This is a genomic window from Sphingomonas silueang, assembly GCF_040049155.1.
In the GTDB taxonomy this organism is placed as follows: domain Bacteria; phylum Pseudomonadota; class Alphaproteobacteria; order Sphingomonadales; family Sphingomonadaceae; genus Sphingomonas; species Sphingomonas silueang.
Window position 1 is genome coordinate 1 of the sequence record NZ_JBDZDK010000044.1, and the last position, 23,502, is coordinate 23,502.

Genomic DNA, 23,502 nt, shown 5'->3' on the forward strand with positions numbered 1-23,502 from the left:
CCAGCATCCCGATCTCGCCGCCTGACACACCGCCAAGCGAACAGCCTAGACCACCGGGATGAGGGGTCCTTTTTCAACGCCGATCACCCCGCTACCGGGGTCCCTTTTCCACGCCGATCCACATTTCAGAGGCGGTCGCTCGTGTTAGGAGGGCTGCCATGGATCAGGGGCGCGGCGCGGCGCGATGTTGCATTACGACGTCCTTGGAGGGGGCGCGGCTTGCGGCCTTCTGGCGCGTAATGCACAAGCGACGGCCTTCATAATCGAAGGCGATCACGCCACCAATCCAGAGCGGCACTCCCAATGTTCCATCGATGCCCGTTCCCTCGAAAGCCGGGACGTTGGAAGTAAGGCTGACCTCGAGCGGCCCAAAATTCGACCTACCGGCGCGAACGTCCGCAACCCGGGCAGCCGCCCCGTTCACCGCACCGCCGACGCCAAAGCCGACCTCTTTCGCAACGGCCGTCTCGAGGAGCCTTTTACCCACTTCACTGCGGAGAAAGGCGCCGCCCAATACCAATGCACTGTGCCGTGTACCCAAATCGACCAGCACTTTGAGATGAACCGGGCGTTCGCCCTTCATCGGGCGGACTTCGATTTCGATGACGGGCGCCGCATGCACAATTTCAAGCGGTATGGGAGCGGCGCAGAAAGGCGTGGCTTTCGATCTATCGATTGTCACGTGCCGGCGCGCGTAGTCGACGCTCACAATCCCCTTTTCGAAGGCTGGAGCGCCAAGGATCACATCGACCGGGAAACCGGCCGACGATGACAGATTGCCGAGGTCCATCGCATAGGCGGCAAGATTCTCGAATTGCAGCGGTCCCGCACTCAGTCGGGAGATAGTGATTGGCAAAAGCGCCTTTGCCTCGTTGCCACCACCAGCGGCATCACCGGCCGCAGCGCCTTCGCTCAGGCCCAGTTGCCTGCTGACTTGCCGGTCGAGCAGGACCGCACCTGCCCCGCTGTCGAGGACGCCGCTCTGGCGCTGCCCATTCACGTCCACAGGGATGCGGACGAGATTATCCCGCAGTTCGAAACGGATAACCGACGGCGCGGAGGTCGGCCGGGACGATGGGGAAGCGGCCGAAATGCTGCCGACGAGGAGTAGCGCCGCCGCGAGCGCCACACCGGTCCGAGCCGCGATGGTCATGGCGCAGCACGCGTCGGCAAGGCTAAGTCGTCCGGCAGCGGGATGAAGTCCGCATCGTCTGCGTCCGGCAGCTTCATGCGGCCCGCCTTCCAGTCGGCGGCCGCCTGGGCGAGCCGGTCCTTCGAGGACGACACGAAGTTCCAGAACAGATGGCGTTCGCCGATCGGCTCGCCCCCAAGCACCATTACCGTCGAATGAGACTTGGCCTTGAAGTGCGAAGAGCCCGCGTCAAGCACCACCATCTGACCCGCCTCGTACCGCTCGCCATGGATCTCGATCGCGCCCGCCGCGATGTAGAGCGCCCGCTCTTGATGCTGATCGGGGACCTCGGCGACCGCGCCCGGCTCCATCTCAAGGTGTGCGTAGAAGAGCGGCGAGTGCGTTCTGACCCCCGCCGTCAGACCATAGGCGCTGCCGGCGATAAGGTGACCTGCGACGCCGCCGTCGTTCCACGCTGGGAGGTCGCTACCGGCGTGGTGTGTGAATGCCGGCGCCGTCTCCTCAAACTCAACCGGCAGAGCGACCCAGGCCTGAATACCATGCAGATGGTCGCCGAACGCGCGAGCGTGCTCGAACCGTTCGCTATGTGTAATACCGCTGCCGGCAGTCATCCAGTTCACTTCTCGCGGGCGGATGGGCTGTTCATACCCCAAACTGTCGCGATGCATGATCTCGCCGGAAAAGAGATAGCTCACGGTCGAAAGGCCGACGTGGGGATGTGCCCTGACATCGAACTTGCGATCGATGCCAGCAGCAAGATCCATCGGGCCCATATGGTCGAAAAAGATGAAGGGGCCGACCATCCGGCGTTTTGCAAACGGCAAGACACGACCGACTTCAAAGCCGCCGCCCAAGTCACGCCGCCGCTGGTCGATGACCATTTCAACCATCGGAGTTCTCCGGCACCACTATGTCAGCATATTCGGGGTGTCGGGCATAATAGGCAGCCATGAACGGGCAGATCAGGACAGCCTTACGGCCAGATGCCCGGATCAACTCGAACGTGCCGTTCGCGAGCCTCGAACCAATACCTTGACCGGAGAAACGCTCAGGAACGATCGTATGGGTCAGGACGATCGTGCCGCCATCGATGCGGTAGTAGGCCGCCGCCACTTCATGGGATCCGTCGATCGGCAGCTCGAAGCGGTGCTCGACCGGATTGTCCTCGACAGTGCTCATGCGAGCGGCTCCCCGTTGATGAAGGCCAGCAAATCGCTGTTGATCACGTCGGGGTGTGTTGCGAACATGCCATGTGAAAGGCCGGGATATGTCTTCAGGGTGCCGTTCGACAGGAGCTTGATCGCGGTTCGGGCGGAGGCCTCGATCGGCACGACTTGGTCGTCCTCTCCGTGCATCAGCAGAACTGGTAGCGAGACCGCCTGCAGGTCTGCCGTGAAATCAGTCTCGGAGAACGCAGTTATGCAGTCGTAATGGGATTTCGCCCCGCCCATCATCCCCTGCCGCCACCAATTGCGGATCAAGCCCTCGCTGACCTCCGCACCGTCGCGGTTAAACCCGTAGAATGGTCCGCTGGGAACATCGAGGAAGAACTGTGCACGGTTCCTGCCTAGCGCGTCGCGAAATCCGTCAAACACCGACATAGGCAGTCCGCCGGGGTAACGCTCCGTCGCCAGCATGACCGGTGGAACGGCGCCGAGCAAAACGGCTTTCGCAACACGGCCGGGGACGCTGCGGGCCACATAGCGGATCACTTCCCCGCCTCCTGTCGAATGGCCGACATGCACCGCGCCCTTTAGATCCAGAGCGTCTGCGAGCTCCGCGACATCGGCCGCGTACGTGTCCATCTCGTTCCCGGTATCGGTCTGGTCGGATCGCCCGTGGCCGCGCCGGTCATGCGCAACCACGCGGAAGCCTTGACTGAGAAAGAACAGCATCTGGTTGTCCCAGTCGTCAGAGCTCAGCGGCCAACCGTGATGGAACACGATCGGTCGAGCGTCACGCGGACCCCAGTCCTTGTAAAAGAGGCGCGTACCATCCTGCGTCGTCAGGGTTGCCATATGCTGATCGATCCTTTTCGGCTCTTAATGGGTAATTTCTGGGAGGCAGGTCATCCCAAGTCAGCGCCGCGGTTGGACGGTTGCGTGCCGGTTGGTCGGTCAGCGACCTCCGATCGGGTTTCGACCTTGGCGATGTCGCTCACCGCTCGCTTTGGTCCAGGAACACGTGAAGCGTCTGGATGCGACCATTCTGGATATGGGCGACGTCGGTACCGGTCACCTCAGCCGGACCATCGGGTCGTCCCAAGCGCCACTGAAGCCGACCGAGATTGTGATGGCCCGCTCCGGGACGAATGGCACTGAAGATGAAATCGGCCGGCATCGGGTCGATCAATCCGGACACCAATCGTGCGATCGCCTCGTGTCCTTGCACCGAACGATCACTTTCGTAAAACAGCGCGTCATCGGCATAGAGTTCGCGGATCGCCTCAAGCCGCCGCGCAGGATCTTTGTCGCTGAACACCCGCCGGAGGTTGGCATCGAGAATGCCTTCGAAGTCGATGACGTCGTGACGCTCGTCGGGCGTCGCGGGAGCGGCGGTTCCGCCTTCAGAGATCCGCGCAACCGCGGCCGAGATCTGAGACCGTGCATGGGCGATAGCAGCCTCTCGCGCCTCGGGACCATATCCGACCTTCTCAGCATGAACGAAAGCAACGTCGGTGATCCCGACGAAGCCGAGCAGCTGCTTGATGTAGGGCTCCTGGAAGTCGATGACCTTGGCTGGCCCCTCGGTGTACAGGCCTCCCCGCGACTGGATGACGATCGCGCGAATACCCTTGAGCAACCCTTCGGGCCCAGTCTCGCTGTAAGCGAATGTGACGCGCGGCCGCAGCACGTGATCGAACCAGGCGCGCAAAGCGGAAGGGATGCTGAAGTTGTACATCGGCGCGCCGATCACGAGGACGGTCGCTTGCCGAAGCTCGGCGATCAGATCGTCGGAGAGGTCCCTCGTGGCGAGTTCGTCCTCCGTGGTCGCGACCGCACGAACACCGGCAACCGAGCCGGAGGTAAGATGAGGGACGGCACCATCGCCCAGGTCGCGACGCGTGACCTGGGCATGCGGATTTGCGGCCAGCAGGAGCTTTACGGCGTCCTCGACCAAGGTGCGCGATACCGAGCCTTCGCCCGACGTGCTGCTATTGATGACGAGAATGCGGTCCACACAGCGCTCCACCCCAAGGTGAAGCGCGGCTTACCATTCCGCTAAACGGCGCAGTAGCACCGGGAAGCGACATACTGTGTCGCAGAAAGAGGAACTCAGCCGGTGTGTTACAGCGTAGGGGCCCGCTTCGCGTGAAGCGCTCCCATCAGTATGGCCCAGCCAGCCCTGACGAAAGCTTCTTCAATTCCGCGTCGGTGCGTTCGCGGATGGCCAGCATCAATCGTTTGGCCTCGGGATCGATCGACGACCTGGCCGGCGTGCGGCGCTGTACCGCTAGCTCAATAACCTTTGCCGCCACCTCTCCCGGTCCTTCAGATCCTGCAGAGCCCGCAAGCTTCTCCAGGCACGTGCGCAGCCGCTGTCCGTAAAGCTTGCGCTGCGCGGCCGTCATGCTGTGATCAATTTGCGCCAAAGAGGCGGTTGCCCGCGTGCCGGCTGACTCGAGATCACTGATCGACGCCACGATGACGTCGATCCCGAAAGGCTTCAACTCCGCCTGATACGCTGAGGAGAACGCTTCCATGGCGGCCTGCGAAGCAGCCGCTATCCCATCAAAATGGCGAGGCGCCCCCTCAATCCACGCGTTGATCTGGACGATCCGCCCGTGAGCCAGGCGCAAAGCCGGAAGAAATGCGTTTATAACTGCCAGCCCACCGAACACGTTCATCTCGAACCCGCGGCGAACCTCTTGCAGTGGAACGATCTCCAACGGCCCCGGCGAAAGGTGGGACGTATTGTTGATCAGGATGTCGAGACCTGACGCACCGATCGCCTCGGAGACGCCAGCAGCCCAAGCTTTGACCGTTTCGGCGTTTTTCAGATCGCATACCGCCAGACTAACGCGTCCCCTGGAGGCTTCTCGAAGATCCTCCACCTCTTGCGCGGAGGCGGCGGTGCCGAAAACTATGTAGCGCTCTGCGGCGAGGCCAAGTGCGATCTCCCGTCCGAGCCCCTGCCCGCCTCCGGTAACCACCACGGACCGACCGGCCCTCCTGAAGTGCGTCGCCATCCCAGCACCCTCTGCTCAAAGAACCAGCCTCATCCCGCCGGCAGGCGTTGCCGCACGATCGGAGCCACCTCGTTGCCGAGAAGCTCGATCGACTTCTTCATCGCAGCCGTTTCAAGCGACGCAGTGCTCATCTGGAAGGTGATGCGAGAGATGCCTCCGAGGATATCGTTCGCTCGCAACATCTTCGCCGCTACCGTCTCAGGGCTGCCGACGAGAAACGCGCCATCTGGTCCGGCCATATCGTCGAACTGTGCTCTGGTGGGCGGCGACCAGCCGCGCTCGCGGCCGACCTTGCCGGTGAGATGTGCCCAACCCGGAAAGAAGGCGTCGCGCGCCCCGGAGTCGGATTCCCCAACAAATCCCATGGCGTGAATGCCGACCCTGAGTTTGGCGGGATCATGTCCCGCCTCCGCGCCTGCCTCGCGATAATAGTCTACCGCCGGCCTGAAGCGGTCGAACGACCCTCCTATAATGGCGATCATCAGCGGAAGGCCAAGCGTACCTGCACGAGCGAACGACTGCGGCGTGCCACCGACACCGAGCCAGACGGGCAGCCGCTGCTGATGCGGGCGCGGGTAGACGCCCTGCCCGCTCAACGCAGGCCGGAACTGACCTTTCCAGACAGGGTGGCTCGTCTCGCCGAGCTTCAGGAACAGCTCGAGGTTCTCAGCGAACAGGGCATCATATGCCCGTGTGTCGAGGCCAAACAGCGGGAATGCCTCCCCGAATGATCCGCGCCCGACAACGAGCTCGGCACGCCCCTTCGAAATCAGGTCGATCGTTGCGAACTCCTGGAAGACGCGGACGGGGTCCGCCGCGCTCAGGATCGTCACCGCGCTGGTCAACCGGATCTGACTGGTACGGGCCGCGGCAGCCGCAAGAATGATGGCGGGAGCGGAGTCCAAGAACTCTGCACGGTGATGTTCCCCTATGCCGAAAACGTCCAGCCCGACGCGATCAGCGACCTCAACCTCATCGAGCAGGTCCGCCATGCGGTCGGTCGCCGACGGCAGCGCGCCAGTAGCGGGATCGGGTAGGATCGCCGCAAAGCTGTCGATGCCTATTTCCATGGGATTTACTCCTTCCATTCCGTGTCGGGCGCTGCCTGGTCCTGTCGATTTGGAGATGATCGATCGTTTCGGGCGGCGCCCATTCGGTCAAAGTGGCTGACCAACCGCGCCTCAGAAGCATGGGCTCACGCGAGCACTTCAGCCAACTCGATCAGGTTCCCGAACGGATCCGCAAAAAAGGCAATCCGGCGGCTGATCGCGTCGACTTGGACCGGCTCGACGACGATCCTGACCTTGCGCCTACGAAGCTCCTCCACGGTCGCCTCGATACTGGCCACGTTCAGACAGAAGTGGTGATAGCCGGCATAGGACAAGCTACCCCCGAGGTCCGTGAATGGGCGCACGTCCTGCGGCGCGGGTTCTGATCCGCCGAGTATCTCGATATAGAACTCATCGTCCGTCGGAGGAGCCATGAAGGCCAACGACAACGCGTCGACCTGCCACTCCGCCACCACGCGGAAATCGAGTGTCTCGACGTACCAGCGCTTGAACGCGCCCAGATCGGGCGTGCGCACCGCGACGTGATGGCCGCGCATGTCCGCAAATGGCGAGGTTCTTTTGGGCGGGGGCGGTATGAAGTCAGCCATGTATGGACCTTTTCGCGAGGGTTACGGCAGAGACGGCTGCCAATTGCCTTGAGATCGCACGGCAGCAGGCAAGCGCGGACGGATTGTCGACGGCGGCATGCCGCGAGCACCCCGTTGGCTGCTCGCGAAGGCCCATCAAAACCTGAAGGTCGTCTGGGCGCCGGCCATCTTAATGGTGCGCGCCGGGCCCGTGTCGCGTATGAATGGGCCCGGATCGAAAGCACTAAGTGACGCGGTCAGGTTCAACTTGGGCGTTGCCTGCCAGCTGACAGCCAACTCGACCTCTTTTCCGATGAATCGAGCGTCGCTGCCCTTCCCGCTCCGCACCAGGAACCCAGGAATGGCGTAGATGCCGTCCTGTAAACTTTCGCGCCAGTAGGCGACCCCCGTCAAAGACACGGCGACATTGGTATGGGGATGAAGAGTGGTTGACGGCCGCACGTGGATCAGGTTGCGCGGACCAATCGGTGACAACGCGCCGAAATATTTGCCATTGGGAAACAGCGGATTGAGCGTCCCGAGTTTCTGATCCGTCGGATCACCGTCGCCTGACACGATATCCGCCGTCAGGCCGAGTTCCGGTCGCAGGGGGGTCTTGAGAAAGCGATACCCTGTCTCGAACCCCGCACCCCATGCCTCCGAACGGTGGCCGGCAAATGTTCCGCGCTGGTAGGCACCCTCGACGTTCCAGTGGAATGCCCCGGTGTCGCCAAAGATTCTCGAACCGAACGTGTGCGCCACCTGCTTGCCCGATCCCTGATCGAAGACAGCGTTACGGTCTCTCAAGCCGATATAGTACAGATCGAACCCGTTCAGGTGCTTCGTGTCGAACCATTGAGTGGCATAAGCCCCCCAGACCGCCTTGTTGCGCGACCGCCGATCATTGAAGTCGCCTACGCCTGTGTCGACGGGCTGGAGATAGAACCCGGTTACCTGGCGCGTCTTACCGGTAACGATCGCTTCAAAACCATCGAAGGGCAGCGGAACGCCAGTGCCATAGCGCCTGTCGATGAAGCGCCCCGATCCAAGCGAGACCAGCTTGCGGCCTGCAGACAGCCTTAGCGAGTCACCGCTCGGCACCGTCAAGTCGACATCGACAAAAGCCTGCAGCATGTCGACGCCGGTAGTATCCGCCGGACCCTTCTTACGATCGGTACCCGAAATCGAAGAGAGGATGGGCATCGCGAAGAACCGAACCTTCCCGACGTGCAAATCCGCGTACGGCATCAGGCGGTTCCAAACATAACCGTCGTTCGGCGATGCCCCCCAGTTCACATTCTCATAGCCCTCGTAGCGCGTTCGCGCCTCGAGTCCGGTCGTGAGGTACACCGCCCCGTCGTCGTTCAGCGGGATGTACTTAAGCGGCTCAGCCCAGTCGCCCTTTCGTTTGGAAGGATCAGCGAGCCACGACCAATCCTCCGAGTAGCGCTCGATGGTCAGGGTCGGGGCTCGCTCAACATTGGTCGACACCTGCGCACTGGCCGAATAGGGGAAGGCGAAGGCCCCCGCAGCCACGATCAGGCGCCAGCCCTTGCGGGTCGGCCGAGGGATGCTGTGTCCGCTACTGTTTACGGACAGACGCTCCGCTGCGCCGGCCTGGAGCATTTGGATGGCGAGCATCGACATGCGACCAGTGGCCCGCAGCGCGCGCGGCCGATACTCGCCACCCATCGCGATCAGCCCGCGTTGGCGTCGACGGGGGTCTTCAGGAGTTGCTGCTCCCACAGATAGGCGATGCCGCTGCCGCCGAAGTGATCGATGAGGATCTCGGTCAGCGCTTCGACATGATCGGTACGCGCCCAGTCGCGCTGCCACTCACCGGCGAGCGCCATGACCGTCATCGGATTTGCACCCGCCGCGATCATCCGTTGGACCGCCACCTCATGGGACTCCTTCGAGATCCCTCCGGATGCATCGGTGATCACGGTCACGTCCCAGCCTTCGCCGGCCGCCTGGATCACGGGCATCGCGACGCAGACTTCGGTCCAGAGCCCCGCGATGATGAGCTGCTTGCGGCCGGTCGCCTTGACCGCATCCACGACCTTCTCATCCTGCCAGGTGTTCACCCAGGTGCGGTCGATCACCTCCTGGCCCGGGAAGACGTCGGTGATCTGCTTGAAGAGGAGACCGCCACGACCCGCAATCACGCTGGTGAGGATGGTCGGCACATTGAAGGCCTTTGCCAGCTTGGCCAGCGCAGTCGTCAGGTTGACCACGGCCTGCGGATCGTGGCTGTTCAGGTTCGCGAGCTGATAGGGCTGATGATCGATCAGGACGAGCACCGAGTCTTCGGGACGAAGGAGCGAGTCGAGGCCGTTGCGGAAGGTCATGGCGGTTCTTTTCCTCTGGAATGGTTCGTAGATCGCTGGGGGTCCGTCGAGGCGAAGCCCCTAAGTTCGAGTGTTGCCATTCCCCGTTCCGGCGCGGTAGCATCGTCAGATGATATGCTGTGTCGCACGGAGGGGAACGCTGAATGGAAATTGAGGATTTGCGGACCTTCGTCGAGGTAGCCGATGCAGGCGGAGTGACGCCCGCTTCGCGCCGCCTCGGCATCTCCAAATCGATGGTCAGCCGGCGGCTCGTCCGGCTCGAGGCGGAGCTGAGCGTTCAACTCCTCGCCCGCACGACGCGCGGCGCGGCTCTCACCGAGGCCGGTGCGACGTTCCGGGAGTATGCGGCTCGAGTGGTCGCCGAGATCGATCTCGCCAAAGAGACCGTGCTGCCGGCGGGTGAGCTGAGAGGACGCCTGCGCGTTGCAGCACCCCTGTCGTTCGGACCAACGCACTTCGCGCCCGTCCTCGCTGAACTGGCGGCGCGCCACCCAGAGCTGCACATCCACTCATGCTACACGGACCGGTTCGTCGACCTGATTGCCGAAGGCTATGATTGCGCGATCCGCGTCGGAAAGCTGCCCGACTCCAATTTGATCGCAAGGCGGATCGGCCCGATCGACGCCAAGTTCGTCGCATCGCCCGCCTATATCGAGAAACACGGAGCGCCCGAAACGCCCGACGAATTGGTGACCCACCAAGCGTTGATGCAGGGAACCGAAACGTGGCCCGCCCTCGACGGCGACAAGGTCCTTGCGCTGCGACCGCAAGGGCGGTTCAAGGCCGACAACGGTGTTGCCCTCGTTGCAGCGGCAGTCGCCGGGATCGGGATCGCCGCTGTTCCCAACGACCTCATTCAAGAGCATCTGGATTCTGGCGCTCTTGTCCAGGTGATGCCCCGCTATCCCATTCCAGAGCATGCCATCTACGTCGTACGACCACCTGGGCAGCATCCGTCGCGTAAAGTTCGGATTCTCACGGAGATGCTGATCGAGTGCTTCGGGCGCCATACCGACACCAGCGTAGCGGCCTCGGGGTGATGCGGCCGCTGCACCAGCGCGCCATATGACCGCGTTGCCCCAAGCTTCCCGTCGCGTCCGATCGCCTCGGCGTTTCGCTTTCCGCGACACAGCTTGACGAAAGGCGGGGCTACCCCCGCCGCAGACCGGCAGACGATACTCCCAAACCTGCGAGGTGAGTGCCCACAGACTTTCCCCTGGAGGTCGCTCCCGCTCGAGACAGGAGTGTAGATGACGGACATGGTGCGACCGATAGCCGGGCATCGCAATGGCTGACCAGAGCCTCGGCCAAACGATCGGGCCGGCGGTCGCCCTGATGGGAGCAGCCGTAGTCGCCGTACCCCTGTTCCGGCGTCTCGGCCTCGGTTCGGTCCAGGGCTATTTTGCGGCTGGACTGCTGGTTGGTCCCTCCGCGTTGCGCCTCTTAACCGATCCGGCATCCATGCTTCATTTCTCTGAGCTCGGCGTCGTCATATTCCTGTTCGTGATCGGCCTCGAACTGCGACCGCAGAAGCTGTGGGCGATGCGTGGTCAGATCCTCGGTCTTGGCTTATCACAGGTCGCCTGTGCGACGCTTGCGCTTGGGGCGACCGCTGCGCTCATCTTCGGCCTCTCCGCTCGAACCGCATTCGTGGCAGCTGCCACGCTGGCACTCTCTTCGACCGCGGTCATCATGTCCGTGCTTCAGGATCGCGACGAAATGTCGGGTGACGCTGGGCAGCAAGCCGTTGCAATCCTGCTGTTCGAAGACCTCATGATCGTGCCGCTCCTCGCGTCGGTCGCCTTCTTGTCGCCGCTCTCGCACGCGGCGGTCAGATGGGCAGATGTGCTGATTGCGCTGGCTTCGCTACTCGTCCTCCTGGCTGTTTCTCGATGGGCACTCAACCCGTTCTTTGCACTTCTGGCCAAAGCGAGGACGCGCGAGGTCCTGACAGCCGGGGCACTGCTGGTGGTGCTCGGTGCCGCGCTTCTCATGGATGCGGCCGGCATGTCGATGGCGATGGGGGCGTTCCTCGCCGGTGTCATGCTGTCAAACTCGAGCTACAGGCATCAGGTCGAAAGCGACGTCGAGCCGTTTCGTGGGCTCCTGATGGGTCTGTTCTTCATGGCCGTCGGGATGACGCTGGATCTGCGCATCGTAGCAACCGAGTGGCCGCTGCTTTTGACCATGCTGCTCGCCTTCATGGTGGCCAAAGGCGTAACCGTTTACGCGGTCGCACGTTTCTTCGGCAGCGAGAGGCGGCGCGGGATGGAACGCGCCTCCATGTTTCTACCGGGTGGCGAGTTCGCCTTCGTTGTCTTCACGGCGGCGGCGGCGGGCGGAGTGATCAGTGCACGGGAGCAGGCTCTTCTCTCAACGGTCGTAATCCTCGCGATGGCGCTGATCCCCATCTTGGCGAGCGTTGCCCAACGGCTGCTCACAACCGAGGTGTCGATGGCAGATGTGGACGTCGCCCACGGCCTCACGGGACGCGTGTTGATCGTGGGCTTTGGCCGCTTCGGTCAAATCACGTCACAAACGCTGCTGTCGAAACCGGTCGAACTCAGCGTCATTGACAACGACCCCGAGCGAATCCGGGATGCAGCGCGCTTCGGATTCAAGGTCTTCTTTGGCGATGGGTCACGTCTCGAAACGCTTCGGCAGTCCGGCGCGGCCGGCGCTGATATTATCCTGGTGTGCGTCGACGATTCAAAGGCTGCGCTGCGCATCGTGACTCTGGCGCGCTCCGAATTTCCTGGAGCGAAGCTGCTCGTCAGGAGCTACGATCGCAATCACTCTATCGACCTCATCCGCGCCGGCGTCGATTTCGAGATTCGGGAAACGGTCGAGTCTGCTTATGTCATGGGTACGCAGAGCCTTCGCGAGCTCGGCTACGCCGAAGCGGAAATCGAAGAAGCTGACGAGAATGCGAGGCGGAGCGACAGCGAACGGCTGTCCGAGCAAGTCCAAGGCAATGAGATGTCGGGACGTGACCGGCTGCACCTGAGCCCAGGTTCATGAGCCTGCGCCAGAGCGCAAACCCCTCACTTCCCCTGAAATGAGATCCAATGATGCGAGCGGTGACGGTAATCGAGTGCGATGGCCAAACGAAGCTAGCGATCCAGGAACATGCCCCACCGACTGCTTCCTTCGGCGAGGCGATCGTTGCGGTGAAGGCCATCTCGCTTAACAGCGGAGACGTTCGTGGTGCCTTCGCGGCTCCGCCAGGCCATCGCCCTGGTTGGGATTTCGCCGGCGTGGTGGAGGCAGCGCCGGATGGTTCGCGCTTTCTTCCCGGAGACCGAGTGGTCGGACTGAAATTCGAGGGCGCCTGGGCTGAGCTGGTCTCCGTCTCGACAACCTACCTGGCGCCGATCCCTGACCACATTCCCTTCGAGGTTGCGGCCGTACTGCCAGTCGCGGGCCTGACCGCGGCAATCGCATTGACGAAAAAGCGGCTCGCAAGCGGCGACAAGGTCCTGGTCACCGCGGCGACCGGCGGGGTGGGCCTCCTTGCCGTTCAGTTAGCTGCGGCGAAGGGCGCGGATGTGACGGCCTACGCTCGCGAAGAGAGGGATGTCCCGCTCCTCCGAAGGCTCGGAGCGAAGACCGTGGTGTCCAATCCCGAGACGGCGGCACGTACTGGCCCCTATGACCTCATCCTTGAGGGTGTCGGGGGGCGGCTTCTCGGCAACGCCCTGACTTGGCTCGCTCCGCGGGGAGTGTGCGTACAGTTCGGCGACGCTGGCGGAGATGAACTCACGACCTTCGATGCGAAGGCGTTCCGGCTCGGCGGCGGCGGCGCGTTTGGCGGCACCTCGCTTTATGGCTTCTTCCTGATCGAGGAGCTGACGAGACCTCAGGCAACTCAGGCAGCGCCGCTGCTGGAAAGCCTCGCCGCCCGGCTGGGCGCGGGGACGCTGGACCCAGTCATTGGTCGATTGGGAACCTGGGACGAAATCGACGACGTAGCGCGTGCTCTCCTGACCCGCGGCTTCAAGGGGAAAGCGGTCCTGCGCGTCGGATGACGCGCTCCAGCGAGCGCAAGAGGCAGGCCGGCGCGGTGCCGCCGCGGTGGCGCCGCTACGACATCGGCGCAAACCCAAGGGCCGAGGCAACGCTATTGGCGCCGTTGTACACGCAGTGGAGCACGAAGCAGGGCCAGACGGACCTGGTCGCGCGGAACAGCGATGCTGACAAAATGCCGACCATGATCGCGATCGGGAGAATGACGCTGATCCCGTGCGCCAGACCGAAGATGATCGCGCTGAGCGCGATGCCACCGACCGCGCCGTAGCGATTGAGCGCGTTAGCGATGACGCCCCTGAAGAGAACTTCCTCGCCGAAGGGTGTGAATACGGCGCCGCCGAGGAAAGACAAAGCGAACGGTACAGGTCCGCCTCGGGCGGCTGCATGCAGGATCCCCTGGGGGTCACCGTTCCCCAAAAAATAGGCATAGGTGAATTGAATGATGAGATTGAGGCCGTAACCGACAATCCCTAGGCCGATTGCAGCGATCAGCCATCGTGCCGACGCTGGCCTGAACCCAAATGGGGCAAGCTTTCGAATTCTCAGCCCAGCTGCCGCCGCGAACGCGCCGACACCAACGAATCCACCGGCGGTCGAGCCGACTATGCCCAGCAGCACCGGATCGTTGCCGGGAAGGAAGCCTAAGAGCAAGGCAAAGCCAAGCAGCAGCAAAATGTAGGTGGCCAGTCCGATGAGGATCTCAGGCCATCCAGGGCGGGGTCCGCGATCGTCGGCGCTCTCTCCGCGCATCCGCCTCATCTCGAGCCTTCCAGCTGAACCCGGAAACGTAGCTGCTGCCGCCCCTCTCGAACGAGCATCGCGATTGAGGGGGACGGCCACCGCAGAGCGGACGGCACCTTGCCTGTTTGGCTGCTCACTTCTCGCCGTAATAGGTCCCGAAGTATTTCACTGGCGACCATGACGGCAAGGTCTCAGGCAGCGTCGGCGATTGACCGGCATAATCCTGCGCGCCGAAGACCACTCTTCCATTCATGACCGTCAAGACAGAGGTCACCGACTTGATCTCATCATCCGGCACCGCAAAATAATCCCGGTCAAGCAGCGCAAAGTCGGCCAGATTTCCCGGGGCGATAGCGCCCAGCTCGGAATCCGCGTCGGCGAACCAAGCCGCCCTTCTCGTGTACAGCTGCAGTGCCTCGGCCCGACTCAGGCGGTTGTTCGTGGCGAGTGCCTCGGACCCGGACACGGACTTTCCCGTCACCATCCAGCTGAGGTTGACCCACGGATTGTATGTCGCCGCGCGGAATGCGTCGCTGGTCATCGCCAGTGGGATCCCGCTGTCCATGAGCATGCGAAGCCGTGGCGTCTCGAGGGCCTTATCGCGGCCATATCGCTTGATGAAGCTATCGGCGTGCAACGCCATCTTGCCGTCCAGCGCGATGCCGCCGCCCAGCTTCTTCACCCGCGCCATGTTCTCCGGCGTGATGGTTTCGGCATGCTCCAGGCTCCATCGTAGCCCATCGAGCGGCACCGTCTCGTTCACCTTCTCCAGCGCGTCGAGAAACGGGGAGATGTTTTCGTTGTAGGAGATATGCATCCGGAACGGGATGCGATGCTGAATCAGCTTCTTCACATCCTCCTCGACGAAGCGCCGCATCTTCTCCGGCGCGATGATGACCGCTGCACGGTCGAAGTTCTCGTGATCGTGCACGTCGCCGTTCAACACCTCGCCGGCCCCCCGATATTCGAGACCATGCGCCAGGTCGGGATAGAGATTCTGGCCCGGACTGATTGGGGCTGTCTTCGTGATCGCCTCGATTTCCAGGTCGACCATGTTCACAGGACCGCCTGCGCCGAGTTGCAGATCCACGAAAGGCATGCGCACGTTGAGATGTCCCTCCCGCGCGAGCGCACTCACGACCTGCTGCCCCTTGGGGTACGCCCATCTGCCGCCGTTATCGACAATCGTCGTGACGCCGAAGCGGTTGAGACCGTGGATGCTGGAGCTCACCGAGCTAACCTGCTCGTCGAATGTGGGCTGCGGCACCATCGTTTCCAGCGCAAGAAACAGCCACGTATAACCGTGGACCACGCCGGTCGGGTTGCCACGAGCGTCCTTCTCGATTTCGACATCGGGCAGCTGCGGGAACCGACTGGTACCGACGCCGAGCGCGGTCATCGCCTGCTTGTTCAGGAACGCCTCGTTATAGGCATATTGCACGATCATGGGACGATTGGGGACCGCGTTGCGCAGTTCGGCAAGCGTTGGAAAGCGGTTCTCCTTGAACTGATAGGGGGCCCAACCACCGATCACCTTGACCCACTGCCCATCGGGCGTGCGGGCCGCCTGCTCGCGAAGCATCGTCAAAGCTTGACGAAGCGTCGGCACACCGTCCCAGCGTACGTTGAAATTGTACGCCAGGTCGTTGAGCACATGGATGTGTGCATCGATAATGCCAGGGATCAGGCGACGGTTATGTGCGTCGATCACCTTGGTCGCGGCGCCCTTCAGTGCGAGAATGGTGGCATCGGGTCCAACCGAGTAAATCCTGCCGTCCTTGACGGCCAACGCGGTTGCCGTCGCCTCCGCACGCGTGCCCGTGAAGATCTTGGCGTTGAAGACGATGAGGTCGGCGCCCGAGCTCTCCGGTGAGGACTGCGCATGGGCCACAGAGAACGTAGCAATCGCTACGACTGCGACAAACACCTTCTTGATCATAAATGCTCGCGCTCCCTGGGGCTTTCGCGTGGATAGGCTATGGCGGCGACCCGTCAGCTGGGTCGCCATCGGTTACTCGGACAGGTATCTGCGGCGACACTCGCGGCGGTTAGGATTGCGTTCGCAGCGCTGGCGGCGAGCCCGGTCGGCCATGATCTGACCGTCCCTGGCGATCTGGGACAGTCGCTCGGATTCCTCGATCGACCTGAGCTGCTTCGTGTCACGCCGATGTTGCTGGGCCAGCATGCAGTCGCTGAAGGCTGGCGTGCCATACCGATTGCCGAACCTCTCGCAGGTGCGGGCGTCCTCGCCTTGTTTCCCCGTCCACCGCTGGGCGCTGGCTTCGCCCGCAACGGGTCCCAAACCGAGGATAGTGATGATGCCCGCAAATACGTATGCGGCGCGAACGCTGGCGATGAAATTCTGCATGGCTGTCCTGACACCTTCGAGCAAGCAAATCCCGGTTCGATGGCCATGTGAGCCGATCCCTTGCTCACGCCTCTCGAACTGGTCCCGGATGTGCGGTAGCAATCCGGCAGATGCGCCTGTAGCCCCACGAAACGAGTAGCTCTGTCGCCACATGCGGAACGCCAAATTACTCATCCGCGAGTAGTGGCAAGAGCGCCGTTATCCCGGACAGCTCTCTGTGGATGGCTCCCGCGTTGCAAGGGTGATTTGACGATCTGACGTAGGGTCGGGTGCAGTTCTCTGTTCGGCCTGTTTGTGCAGTCGGTGAAGAACTGCTGGCCCTGATGGAATCCGCGAGCAGGGTCCCAATTCATTCAACAGGCTATGATGCCTTGAACGTCCGCTGGGTTGTCCCTGCTCCCGGTCTGACCGGTTCGCCATCACATCGCATCGCTCTCGCAACCTCGTGAAGCTGATCTCCTTTGTTTGAGCCAGCTAAATCATCAAGCCGCCAGCCTGGGCTGGTGCCCGGCCCGGTATGTTTCGCCTCTTGCCATAATAGCCCAGGCTACCCGAGCGGTGTGGTTCGCCATCGCGACGGTGGCCACCCGTACAGGCTTGCGCGCGAGCAAAGCCACGAGCCGCGGATCGGCGGTCTCCGGCTTTCGCTTCACGCCTTTGATCAGCGACGTCATGCCGACGACGAGTAGCGTACGCAGATACTTGTCGCCCATCTTGGAGATCCGCCCAAGCCTCTCTTTGCCGCCACTCGAATGCTGCCGCGGCGTCAGGCCTAACCAGGCGGCGAACTCCCGCCCTGAGCGGAACTGGCTGGCATCGGTGACCGACGCGGCTAACGCCGTTGCCCCGATCGGACCAATGCCAGGGATCGACATGAGGCGGCGGGCTGTATCGTTCGTCCGCTGCCACGCGAGGAGATCCAGATCGATCTCTCGAAGCTGCGCATGGGTATCGAGCGCCTGCTGCGACAATCTTCCGGCGATCTTTGCCGCCTCCCTTGGTACGGGAGGCGCCTCGCCGTCGACGATCTTGCGCGCCATCTCCAACGCCAGACGAACACCTTGAGGAATGTTGATGCCGAACTCGGCAAGCAGCGCCCGCACCATGTTGACGAGTTGCGTCCGTTGCTTGACCAGCAGGTCGCGCGCCCGATGCATTGACAAGGCTGCTTGCTGCTCCGGCGATTTCACCGGCACAAACCGCATCGTCGGACGCGTCACCGCCTCGCAGATCGCTTCCGCATCAGCTGCGTCGGTTTTGCCGCGCTTCACATAGGGTTTGACATACGCTGCCGGCATCTGTCGCACATCGTGGCCAAGCTTGATCAGCTCGCGAGCCCAATGATGCGCGGTGCCGCACGACTCCATGCCGACAAGACAAGGTGGCAAACTCGCAAAGAAGGGTAGAAGCTGCGCGCGACGCAGCGTCCTTCTGACAACCACGTTGCCGCCCGCATCGATACCGTGAACCTGGAAAACGTTCTTGGCCAGATCGAGGCCGATCGTGCTAATCTCCATGACGGGTGGCTCCCATATGCTCGTGAATGCCTGATAGCCTTCACACCTTGGCACCTCGATGCCGTGAGCGGGAGCCATCCACCCCATTCATTCAGGTCGCGAGAGGGCCAAGCGTCGAAACATCGCTGCGAGCACCGCAGGCGCGTCAGTGCTAGCTGGATAGAATCTTCCAAGCGCCGCATCCATCCCCCGGCGGCGTCGCCTACCGCCTCCGCTAGCTCGCCTCCGGTCGTTCCCGCCCCCGCGACACAGCTACCCTCGTTCTGCGGCTACTGGCCCCCCTCCAGCGGCGGTATGATTATCACGACCGATGATCGGAGACTTGGATGCCAGATCAATACCAAAAGCTGCGGGTCGCTTTCGCCTCTGGCATAGCTCGTGTTACGATCGACAAGCCACCGGTCAATGTTCTCGACGCGGTGCTTATGGCAGACCTACTAAGGTTTCTGACAACAGTCCGTGAGGACAAGGAAACGCGCGTAGTCATCTTCGAAAGCGCTTCTCCTGACTTCTTCATTGCGCACGTTGACATGACGTTGATCGACGACCCGCACGCATTCGACGAGATGGCGGTCGATTTGCCAGCGGGGCTCAACGTCTTCCAAGCGCTCGGCGAACAGGTTCGCGCGCTCCCGCAAGTCACCATAGCAAAGCTCGCTGGCCTGGCGCGCGGCGGCGGGGCAGAATTTATCGCCGCCTGCGACATGGCCTTTGGTGCGATTGGACGCGCTGGCCTCGGCCAGATCGAGGCGCTCATGGGCATCGTGCCGAGCGGTGGCGCGATGCAGTATCTCTCCACGCGCATGAGCCGCGGCCGCGTTCTGGAGATCATTCTTGGAAGCCGTGTCTTCAGCGCGGAGGAGGCCGCCGCCTATGGTTGGATCAACAGGGCACTCCCTGCATCCGACCTCGATACATTCATCGACACGCTCGCCCGCGACATTGCGGCGTTGCCCGCCGGCGTGGCGCAAGCCGCCAAACGCGTGCTGCCGCCCGCTGATCTCGCAGCGGGATTCTCTCGTGAACAGGCGGAGTGGAGCAGGCTGTTCGCCGCGCCGGCAGCAGAACGACTGATCCGAGGCGGCCTGGCAGGAGGCGCCCAGACGGTGGAGGGAGAGAAGCGGCTGGAAGCGATCCTGCGCGGCATTTCCTTGTGAAATCCCTACGCCGGCCGTCCTGATGAAGCGGCAGCATCTCAGCAACACGCAGTCCGTTCACCGGATTCCGGCAAGTCTGTCGCGCTTGGAGGAACACCGCGTAGCGGAATGCGCGACTAGTCGGACCGACCGAAGGATGAGACACGGAAGGTTACGATCGCAGCTCGCGTGACCATCTACCCGGCGCCGAGACTAGGAGGATGTTGCCTTGCGCACGAATTGGCCCAGTCTCGATTACGCTGAGTGGCAGGACACCTGCGCAGCCCTGCACCTCTACATGCAGATCGTCGGAAAATACCGCCTGGCGCACACGCCGTGGGTCAATCATTCGTGGCACGCCACGTTTTACGTGACCGCGCGGGGCGTGACGACGTCACTCATCCCCGATGGACCCGACATCGAGATCGAGTTCGATCTCGTCAATCACTTGCTTATCGGCACTAACGGTGAAGGGCGCACGTCCTCATTCTCGCTCGGGCCGATGACGGTTGCGGCATTCCACGCATCCGTCACGACGATGATCGCCGACTTAGACGGACGGCCGCAGTTCGATCGCCGTCCGAATGAGGTACCCTTTCCCGTTCCATTCGACGAGGACCATCTCGACCGACCTTACGACGTCGACGCCGTCCGCCGTTATCATCAAGTGCTCATCTCGGTCGACCGCGTCTTCAAGCGGTTCCGAACATCCTTCCTTGGCAAATGCAGTCCGGTCCATCTTTTCTGGGGCAGTTTCGATCTGGCGGTCACGCGCTTTTCGGGTCGGCGAGCTCCTCAGCATGGCGGGGGTATTCCGGCGCTCCCGGACCGCGTTGCACAGGAAGCCTACGACCGGGAGGTTTCATCCGCGGGCTTCTGGCCGGGTGGTGGTGGGTTCTCGCAACCTGCGTTCTACTCTTACGCCTACCCGGCGCCAGAAGGCTTTAGAAACGCGGAAGTTCAGCCCGCGGCCGCCACTTGGGACCAGGGTCTTTCCGAATTCATTCTGCCTTATGAGGCCGTACGGTCGGCCGACGATGGCGATGCAGCGTTGCTGGCATTTTTGGAAAGCACCTACCGTGCGGCCGCCACGCTGGGAGGGTGGGATCGCGAGCTTCTTGACTGCGACCACGGCGAGGCCGGAACAGTCAGAAACCCCGATCCTCGACCGTAGACGCCTTCATCCCTCGCACCGAGTGCAGACAAGCCCGATGGCGCGATCGCCGGACGGTTTCCTTCGTCGACGATCACTGACTTGATCGATCTCGTCTGAGACCAGCGATCGCACCGACGCACCCCTCAGCATTCCCGGTGCAACGACCAGCAGACATCAACCGGATCTAGGATGCCAGACCCATGACGATGTCCCTGCCGCCCCCCTGTGATGAACTAATCGCACGGGATGCCTCAGGCACCAACCTTGCGGAAGGGGCGGGCACCATAGTCGCGACCGTCCTCGCCTCAAGCCTGGTGGTGACCGTTGGATCGATCGTCACGGTGGCGCTTCCGTCCATGCAGCGCGACCTCGGTGCTGACACCACCGGACTGCAGTGGATCCTCAACGCCTACCTTCTCCCGACGTCGGCGTTGGTCCTGGTCGGTGGGGCGCTCGGCGACCGCCTCGGGCGCAAGCGCTTTTTCATGCTCGGTTTGCTCGTCTTCACCGCTGCGACCCTCTGTTGCGCAGTCGCGCCGAACCTGGCGTTCATGCTTGGCGCACGCGTCGTGCAAGGTATCGGCGCGGCCTTGATCGCGCCAAATAGTCTGGCGCTCCTCGCCGACGCCTATTCGGGGAGCAAACGCGCGGGAGCCGTCGGAACCTGGGCGGCCGCAAGCACCATCGCCGGAGCAGCCGCGCCACTGCTGGGCGGCCTAATCGTCGACCACGCTGATTGGCGCTGGTCGTTTGCAATCGTCATACCTCCAGCAGCAGCGGCATTGCTGGTGGGCACGCGAAGTATCCAGAGTGGCGCGTCGTCATCTCCCGGTGCCGCGCTCGACTTCGCCGGCGGCATTCTCGCCGTACTCTCGCTCGGGAGTCTGATCGTTTCGCTCACCTACCTTCCCCATGTGAGCACGTCGAACTCTCTCGTCGTCGGCGGCGCAGTGGTCGGCGTGATCGCTTCCGCGGCTTTTCTATGGGTCGAGCGGCACAAGCAAAGCAACGCAATCATGCCGCTTGCGATATTTTCCTCGGCCAGCTTCGCTGGAATCTCAGTCCTGACCCTTCTGCTGTACTGCGCTCTTGGCGGGGTCATGGTTCTCCTCCCGCTCTTTTTTATGAACGGGCTCGGCTACTCCGCGACACAAGCAGGCTTGGCCCTTTTGCCTCTGCCGCTCGTGATGGGAACCCTGTCGCGGCCTCTCGGAGGTATAGCGGCACGGTGGGGAATTGGCCGGAGCTTGTCGATTGGACCTCTCATCGTCGCGACAGGTTTTGTTCTCATCGCGCATATCGCGGAAGGTCGGGTTGACTACTGGCGCGACATTCTTCCCGGCCTCGCGACGATTTCCCTCGGCATGGCGCTCACGGTCGCGCCGCTCACCACCGCAGTCATGAATGCCGTCGACAATAGCCTGGTCGGTGTCGCGTCAGGACTAAACAACGCGATATCGCGCGTAGCTGGACTGGTTGCCACCTCTCTCCTGGGCCTCGTTCTTCCGACTGCGAAAAGCGGTCAAACCGCTCTTTTGAACGGTGTCGTCCATGCGGCATGGACCGGGAGCGTCCTCGCGCTCATCGCAGCGGTCGCCGCTTTTGCTAAGATCAGAGAAACAGAGGTCAATCCAAGCGGCAGCACGATCCGGCCCTAAGATCACTGCCCGCTTGAACAATCGATCTGTCGGCGCATCCTTCGTCGCAGGAGCGGCTCCGGTCGGGTGACGAGTGCTGGATTGGGCTCGCTCCCCCTTCCGAGCGGTGAGCCGAGACGTCTCAGGCCACCAAACATGCGTCGTTCCCGATCCTGCGACGCTGTGTAGCATTCCACTGACCTACCGCGCGGGACCGATCAGAGGCACTACGCCTGATGACCCTGCACGGTCACGAAATAACGTAATTCCTGAAGACGGCGGTCCAGCAAGACAAAAAACGGCAAGGATCACTTGTCGATCAATCTTCGCCTCCACTGTCGGCGGCGTCGCGAGGTTACACACCTGCTTGATAAGGAGTAGATCATGCTCGACAGGCGTGCCTTTTTTGTCGAAGCGGCCGCGGCGCTGGCAAGTCCGGTCTTGGCCGGCTCGGCGTTCGGTGCAACGTTCCCGGGCTCTTTCGGCGCTGGTCGCGAAGGCACACGGTCATTCCGCATAGCTGTGCCAGACGAACAGATACGCGATCTCAAGAGACGGCTCGGCGAAACGCGGTGGCCTAGCAGTGTCGATAAGGCCGGCTGGTCCGACGGAACTAACCTTCCTTATCTCAAAGGGCTGGTAGATTACTGGCGCGACCGCTTCGATTGGCGAGAGCAAGAAGCCCGGCTCAACCTGCTGCCGCAATTCAAAGCCGAAATCGACGGCTTGGGGATACATTTTGTCTATCAGCGTGGCGAAGGTCCCGCACCCATACCCTTGATCCTAAATCACGGCTGGCCAGGAACGTTCGCCGAATTCGAGCGCGTGATCCCGCTGTTAACGCGCCCTGGGTCACATGGCGGCGATCCGAAAGACGCCTTCGACGTCATCGTCCCATCCATGCCCGGCTTTGGGTTTTCCGACGCCCCCAAAGAGGCAGGAGTGAATGCTAGGCGCATCGCCGCCATGTACGCGAAATTGATGACCGGCCTTGGTTACGATCGATTCGGCGTGCAGGGAACCGACTGGGGGGCGAGTGTCGCCACTTGGATGGCGATCGACAATCCGCACCGGGTCTCGAAGCTTCATCTCAACTTCATCCCACGCGGCTACGAACCTCCAACCGGAACGGGGCAGCCGCCCAAAACCGCCGAGGAGACCGCGTTTCTCGATAAGTCGGCGGCATGGTCGAGGTCGGAAGGCGCTTATGGCGCGATCCAGGGTACAAAACCGCAGTCACTGGCCTACGGTCTCAACGATTCACCGGCCGGGCTCGCCGCGTGGATCGTCGAGAAGTTCCATGCTTGGGGCGACAATCGGCCTGACATGGAAACGAACTTCGGGATCGATCGAATTTTGACGGACATCTCGATTTACTGGTTCACCGGGACGATCGGCTCGTCGATGCGACTGTACCTCGAGAACAGGCAAATCCCCTTTCCATTCAATGCTGGCGAGAAGGTGAGTGACGTGACCCCCTGGTTTCCACCAGCGCGGATTAGAGCCCGGCAGCTTTGTTGCGCATGAGCGCGGGTTGAGCAATGGCCTGCGCAGCGGAGCCCGTAGGGCGTAGCGAAGCAGAACATTGC

The 23,502-nt window shown here is 62.3% G+C and carries 21 protein-coding genes; 8 read left to right on the plus strand and 13 right to left on the minus strand.

The features are described 5' to 3' along the window. Window positions 1-163: 163 nt before the first annotated feature. From ABLE43_RS21450 to ABLE43_RS21495, 10 genes are all read right to left on the minus strand, one after another. Entirely contained in the window at window positions 164-1,153 is a 990-nt protein-coding gene (locus tag ABLE43_RS21450) for a retropepsin-like aspartic protease (protein WP_348980087.1), read from the minus strand. Then, on the minus strand, window positions 1,150-2,043 hold the full coding sequence (locus ABLE43_RS21455) for a pirin family protein (RefSeq protein WP_348980088.1): 894 nt from the start codon (window positions 2,041-2,043) through the stop codon (window positions 1,150-1,152). The genes ABLE43_RS21450 and ABLE43_RS21455 overlap by 4 nt, the downstream gene beginning before the upstream one ends. Beyond that, complete coding sequence (locus tag ABLE43_RS21460) at window positions 2,036-2,332, minus strand: GNAT family N-acetyltransferase (RefSeq protein ID WP_348980089.1); 297 nt, start codon at window positions 2,330-2,332, stop codon at window positions 2,036-2,038. Before ABLE43_RS21460 ends, ABLE43_RS21455 begins: the two co-directional genes overlap by 8 nt. Next, entirely contained in the window at window positions 2,329-3,171 is an 843-nt protein-coding gene (locus tag ABLE43_RS21465) for an alpha/beta fold hydrolase (protein WP_348980090.1), read from the minus strand. Before ABLE43_RS21465 ends, ABLE43_RS21460 begins: the two co-directional genes overlap by 4 nt. A 139-nt stretch (window positions 3,172-3,310) precedes the next feature. Then, complete coding sequence (locus ABLE43_RS21470; RefSeq protein ID WP_348980091.1) at window positions 3,311-4,333, minus strand: NAD(P)H-dependent oxidoreductase; 1,023 nt, start codon at window positions 4,331-4,333, stop codon at window positions 3,311-3,313. Window positions 4,334-4,478: 145 nt separating this feature from the next. Beyond that, the gene (locus tag ABLE43_RS21475; RefSeq protein WP_348980092.1) at window positions 4,479-5,342 is read right to left on the minus strand and encodes an SDR family NAD(P)-dependent oxidoreductase; all 864 of its coding nucleotides are present in this window, start codon (window positions 5,340-5,342) and stop codon (window positions 4,479-4,481) included. A gap of 29 nt (window positions 5,343-5,371) precedes the next feature. Next, complete coding sequence (locus tag ABLE43_RS21480) at window positions 5,372-6,412, minus strand: Atu2307/SP_0267 family LLM class monooxygenase (protein WP_348980093.1); 1,041 nt, start codon at window positions 6,410-6,412, stop codon at window positions 5,372-5,374. A 125-nt stretch (window positions 6,413-6,537) separates the two neighbouring features. Continuing rightward, a complete protein-coding gene (locus tag ABLE43_RS21485; protein WP_348980094.1) occupies window positions 6,538-6,999 on the minus strand; it encodes a VOC family protein in 462 nt (153 codons plus the stop codon). A 135-nt stretch (window positions 7,000-7,134) separates the two neighbouring features. Then, a complete protein-coding gene (locus tag ABLE43_RS21490) occupies window positions 7,135-8,625 on the minus strand; it encodes an alginate export family protein (protein WP_348980095.1) in 1,491 nt (496 codons plus the stop codon). Between the two features lie 50 nt (window positions 8,626-8,675). Continuing rightward, window positions 8,676-9,329, minus strand: coding sequence for a hydrolase (locus ABLE43_RS21495; RefSeq protein ID WP_348980096.1), 654 nt, complete (start codon window positions 9,327-9,329; stop codon window positions 8,676-8,678). Between the two features lie 143 nt (window positions 9,330-9,472). On the opposite strand from ABLE43_RS21495, the gene ABLE43_RS21500 reads away from it, so the two are divergent. The 3 genes from ABLE43_RS21500 to ABLE43_RS21510 all read left to right on the plus strand — a co-directional run bounded on the left by ABLE43_RS21500 (window position 9,473) and on the right by ABLE43_RS21510 (window position 13,357). After that, window positions 9,473-10,369 (plus strand): LysR family transcriptional regulator, encoded by an 897-nt coding sequence (locus tag ABLE43_RS21500; RefSeq protein WP_348980097.1) that lies wholly within the window; start codon window positions 9,473-9,475, stop codon window positions 10,367-10,369. Window positions 10,370-10,616: 247 nt separating this feature from the next. Then, on the plus strand, window positions 10,617-12,350 hold the full coding sequence (locus tag ABLE43_RS21505) for a monovalent cation:proton antiporter-2 (CPA2) family protein (RefSeq protein ID WP_348980098.1): 1,734 nt from the start codon (window positions 10,617-10,619) through the stop codon (window positions 12,348-12,350). A gap of 59 nt (window positions 12,351-12,409) precedes the next feature. Further along, window positions 12,410-13,357: a zinc-binding dehydrogenase gene (locus ABLE43_RS21510; RefSeq protein WP_348980099.1), complete on the plus strand. Its 948-nt coding sequence runs from the start codon at window positions 12,410-12,412 to the stop codon at window positions 13,355-13,357. 55 nt (window positions 13,358-13,412) lie between these two features. Here the strand turns inward: ABLE43_RS21510 and ABLE43_RS21515 are convergent, their stop codons facing one another. Together ABLE43_RS21515 and ABLE43_RS21520 are read right to left on the minus strand one after the other, a co-directional pair. Continuing rightward, a complete protein-coding gene (locus tag ABLE43_RS21515; RefSeq protein WP_348980100.1) occupies window positions 13,413-14,117 on the minus strand; it encodes a CPBP family intramembrane glutamic endopeptidase in 705 nt (234 codons plus the stop codon). 115 nt (window positions 14,118-14,232) lie between these two features. Then, window positions 14,233-16,038, minus strand: a complete 1,806-nt coding sequence (locus ABLE43_RS21520) for an amidohydrolase (protein ID WP_348980101.1) — start codon at window positions 16,036-16,038, stop codon at window positions 14,233-14,235. A 39-nt stretch (window positions 16,039-16,077) separates the two neighbouring features. Between ABLE43_RS21520 and ABLE43_RS21525 the strand changes: the two genes are divergently transcribed. Beyond that, entirely contained in the window at window positions 16,078-16,518 is a 441-nt protein-coding gene (locus tag ABLE43_RS21525; protein WP_348980102.1) for a hypothetical protein, read from the plus strand. Between the two features lie 431 nt (window positions 16,519-16,949). Here ABLE43_RS21525 and ABLE43_RS21530 read toward each other — a convergent pair whose 3' ends face one another. Then, entirely contained in the window at window positions 16,950-17,984 is a 1,035-nt protein-coding gene (locus ABLE43_RS21530; RefSeq protein WP_348980103.1) for an IS110 family RNA-guided transposase, read from the minus strand. A gap of 326 nt (window positions 17,985-18,310) precedes the next feature. Between ABLE43_RS21530 and ABLE43_RS21535 the strand changes: the two genes are divergently transcribed. From ABLE43_RS21535 to ABLE43_RS21550, 4 genes are all read left to right on the plus strand, one after another. Then, window positions 18,311-19,141: an enoyl-CoA hydratase/isomerase family protein gene (locus tag ABLE43_RS21535; protein WP_348980104.1), complete on the plus strand. Its 831-nt coding sequence runs from the start codon at window positions 18,311-18,313 to the stop codon at window positions 19,139-19,141. A 208-nt stretch (window positions 19,142-19,349) separates the two neighbouring features. Next, window positions 19,350-20,294 carry a DUF5996 family protein gene (locus tag ABLE43_RS21540; RefSeq protein WP_348980105.1) on the plus strand — a complete coding sequence of 315 codons (945 nt, stop codon included), beginning with the start codon at window positions 19,350-19,352 and terminating at the stop codon, window positions 20,292-20,294. Between the two features lie 182 nt (window positions 20,295-20,476). Continuing rightward, complete coding sequence (locus tag ABLE43_RS21545; RefSeq protein WP_348980106.1) at window positions 20,477-21,934, plus strand: MFS transporter; 1,458 nt, start codon at window positions 20,477-20,479, stop codon at window positions 21,932-21,934. Window positions 21,935-22,297: 363 nt separating this feature from the next. Continuing rightward, window positions 22,298-23,440, plus strand: a complete 1,143-nt coding sequence (locus ABLE43_RS21550; protein ID WP_348980107.1) for an epoxide hydrolase family protein — start codon at window positions 22,298-22,300, stop codon at window positions 23,438-23,440. Window positions 23,441-23,502 lie beyond the last annotated feature (62 nt).

Bases quoted from the DNA above. Each gene is read 5' to 3' on its own strand.
- ABLE43_RS21450 (WP_348980087.1), bottom strand. From the start codon at position 1,153: ATGACCATCGCGGCTCGGACCGGTGTGGCGCTCGCGGCGGCGCTACTC.
- ABLE43_RS21455 (WP_348980088.1), bottom strand. From the start codon at position 2,043: ATGGTTGAAATGGTCATCGACCAGCGGCGGCGTGACTTGGGCGGCGGC.
- ABLE43_RS21460 (WP_348980089.1), bottom strand. From the start codon at position 2,332: ATGAGCACTGTCGAGGACAATCCGGTCGAGCACCGCTTCGAGCTGCCG.
- ABLE43_RS21465 (WP_348980090.1), bottom strand. From the start codon at position 3,171: ATGGCAACCCTGACGACGCAGGATGGTACGCGCCTCTTTTACAAGGAC.
- ABLE43_RS21475 (WP_348980092.1), bottom strand. From the start codon at position 5,342: ATGGCGACGCACTTCAGGAGGGCCGGTCGGTCCGTGGTGGTTACCGGA.
- ABLE43_RS21480 (WP_348980093.1), bottom strand. From the start codon at position 6,412: ATGGAAATAGGCATCGACAGCTTTGCGGCGATCCTACCCGATCCCGCT.
- ABLE43_RS21485 (WP_348980094.1), bottom strand. From the start codon at position 6,999: ATGGCTGACTTCATACCGCCCCCGCCCAAAAGAACCTCGCCATTTGCG.
- ABLE43_RS21490 (WP_348980095.1), bottom strand. From the start codon at position 8,625: ATGTCGATGCTCGCCATCCAAATGCTCCAGGCCGGCGCAGCGGAGCGT.
- ABLE43_RS21495 (WP_348980096.1), bottom strand. From the start codon at position 9,329: ATGACCTTCCGCAACGGCCTCGACTCGCTCCTTCGTCCCGAAGACTCG.
- ABLE43_RS21500 (WP_348980097.1), top strand. From the start codon at position 9,473: ATGGAAATTGAGGATTTGCGGACCTTCGTCGAGGTAGCCGATGCAGGC.
- ABLE43_RS21505 (WP_348980098.1), top strand. From the start codon at position 10,617: ATGGCTGACCAGAGCCTCGGCCAAACGATCGGGCCGGCGGTCGCCCTG.
- ABLE43_RS21515 (WP_348980100.1), bottom strand. From the start codon at position 14,117: ATGAGGCGGATGCGCGGAGAGAGCGCCGACGATCGCGGACCCCGCCCT.
- ABLE43_RS21520 (WP_348980101.1), bottom strand. From the start codon at position 16,038: ATGATCAAGAAGGTGTTTGTCGCAGTCGTAGCGATTGCTACGTTCTCT.
- ABLE43_RS21525 (WP_348980102.1), top strand. From the start codon at position 16,078: ATGGCGGCGACCCGTCAGCTGGGTCGCCATCGGTTACTCGGACAGGTA.
- ABLE43_RS21530 (WP_348980103.1), bottom strand. From the start codon at position 17,984: ATGGAGATTAGCACGATCGGCCTCGATCTGGCCAAGAACGTTTTCCAG.
- ABLE43_RS21535 (WP_348980104.1), top strand. From the start codon at position 18,311: ATGCCAGATCAATACCAAAAGCTGCGGGTCGCTTTCGCCTCTGGCATA.
- ABLE43_RS21545 (WP_348980106.1), top strand. From the start codon at position 20,477: ATGACGATGTCCCTGCCGCCCCCCTGTGATGAACTAATCGCACGGGAT.
- ABLE43_RS21550 (WP_348980107.1), top strand. From the start codon at position 22,298: ATGCTCGACAGGCGTGCCTTTTTTGTCGAAGCGGCCGCGGCGCTGGCA.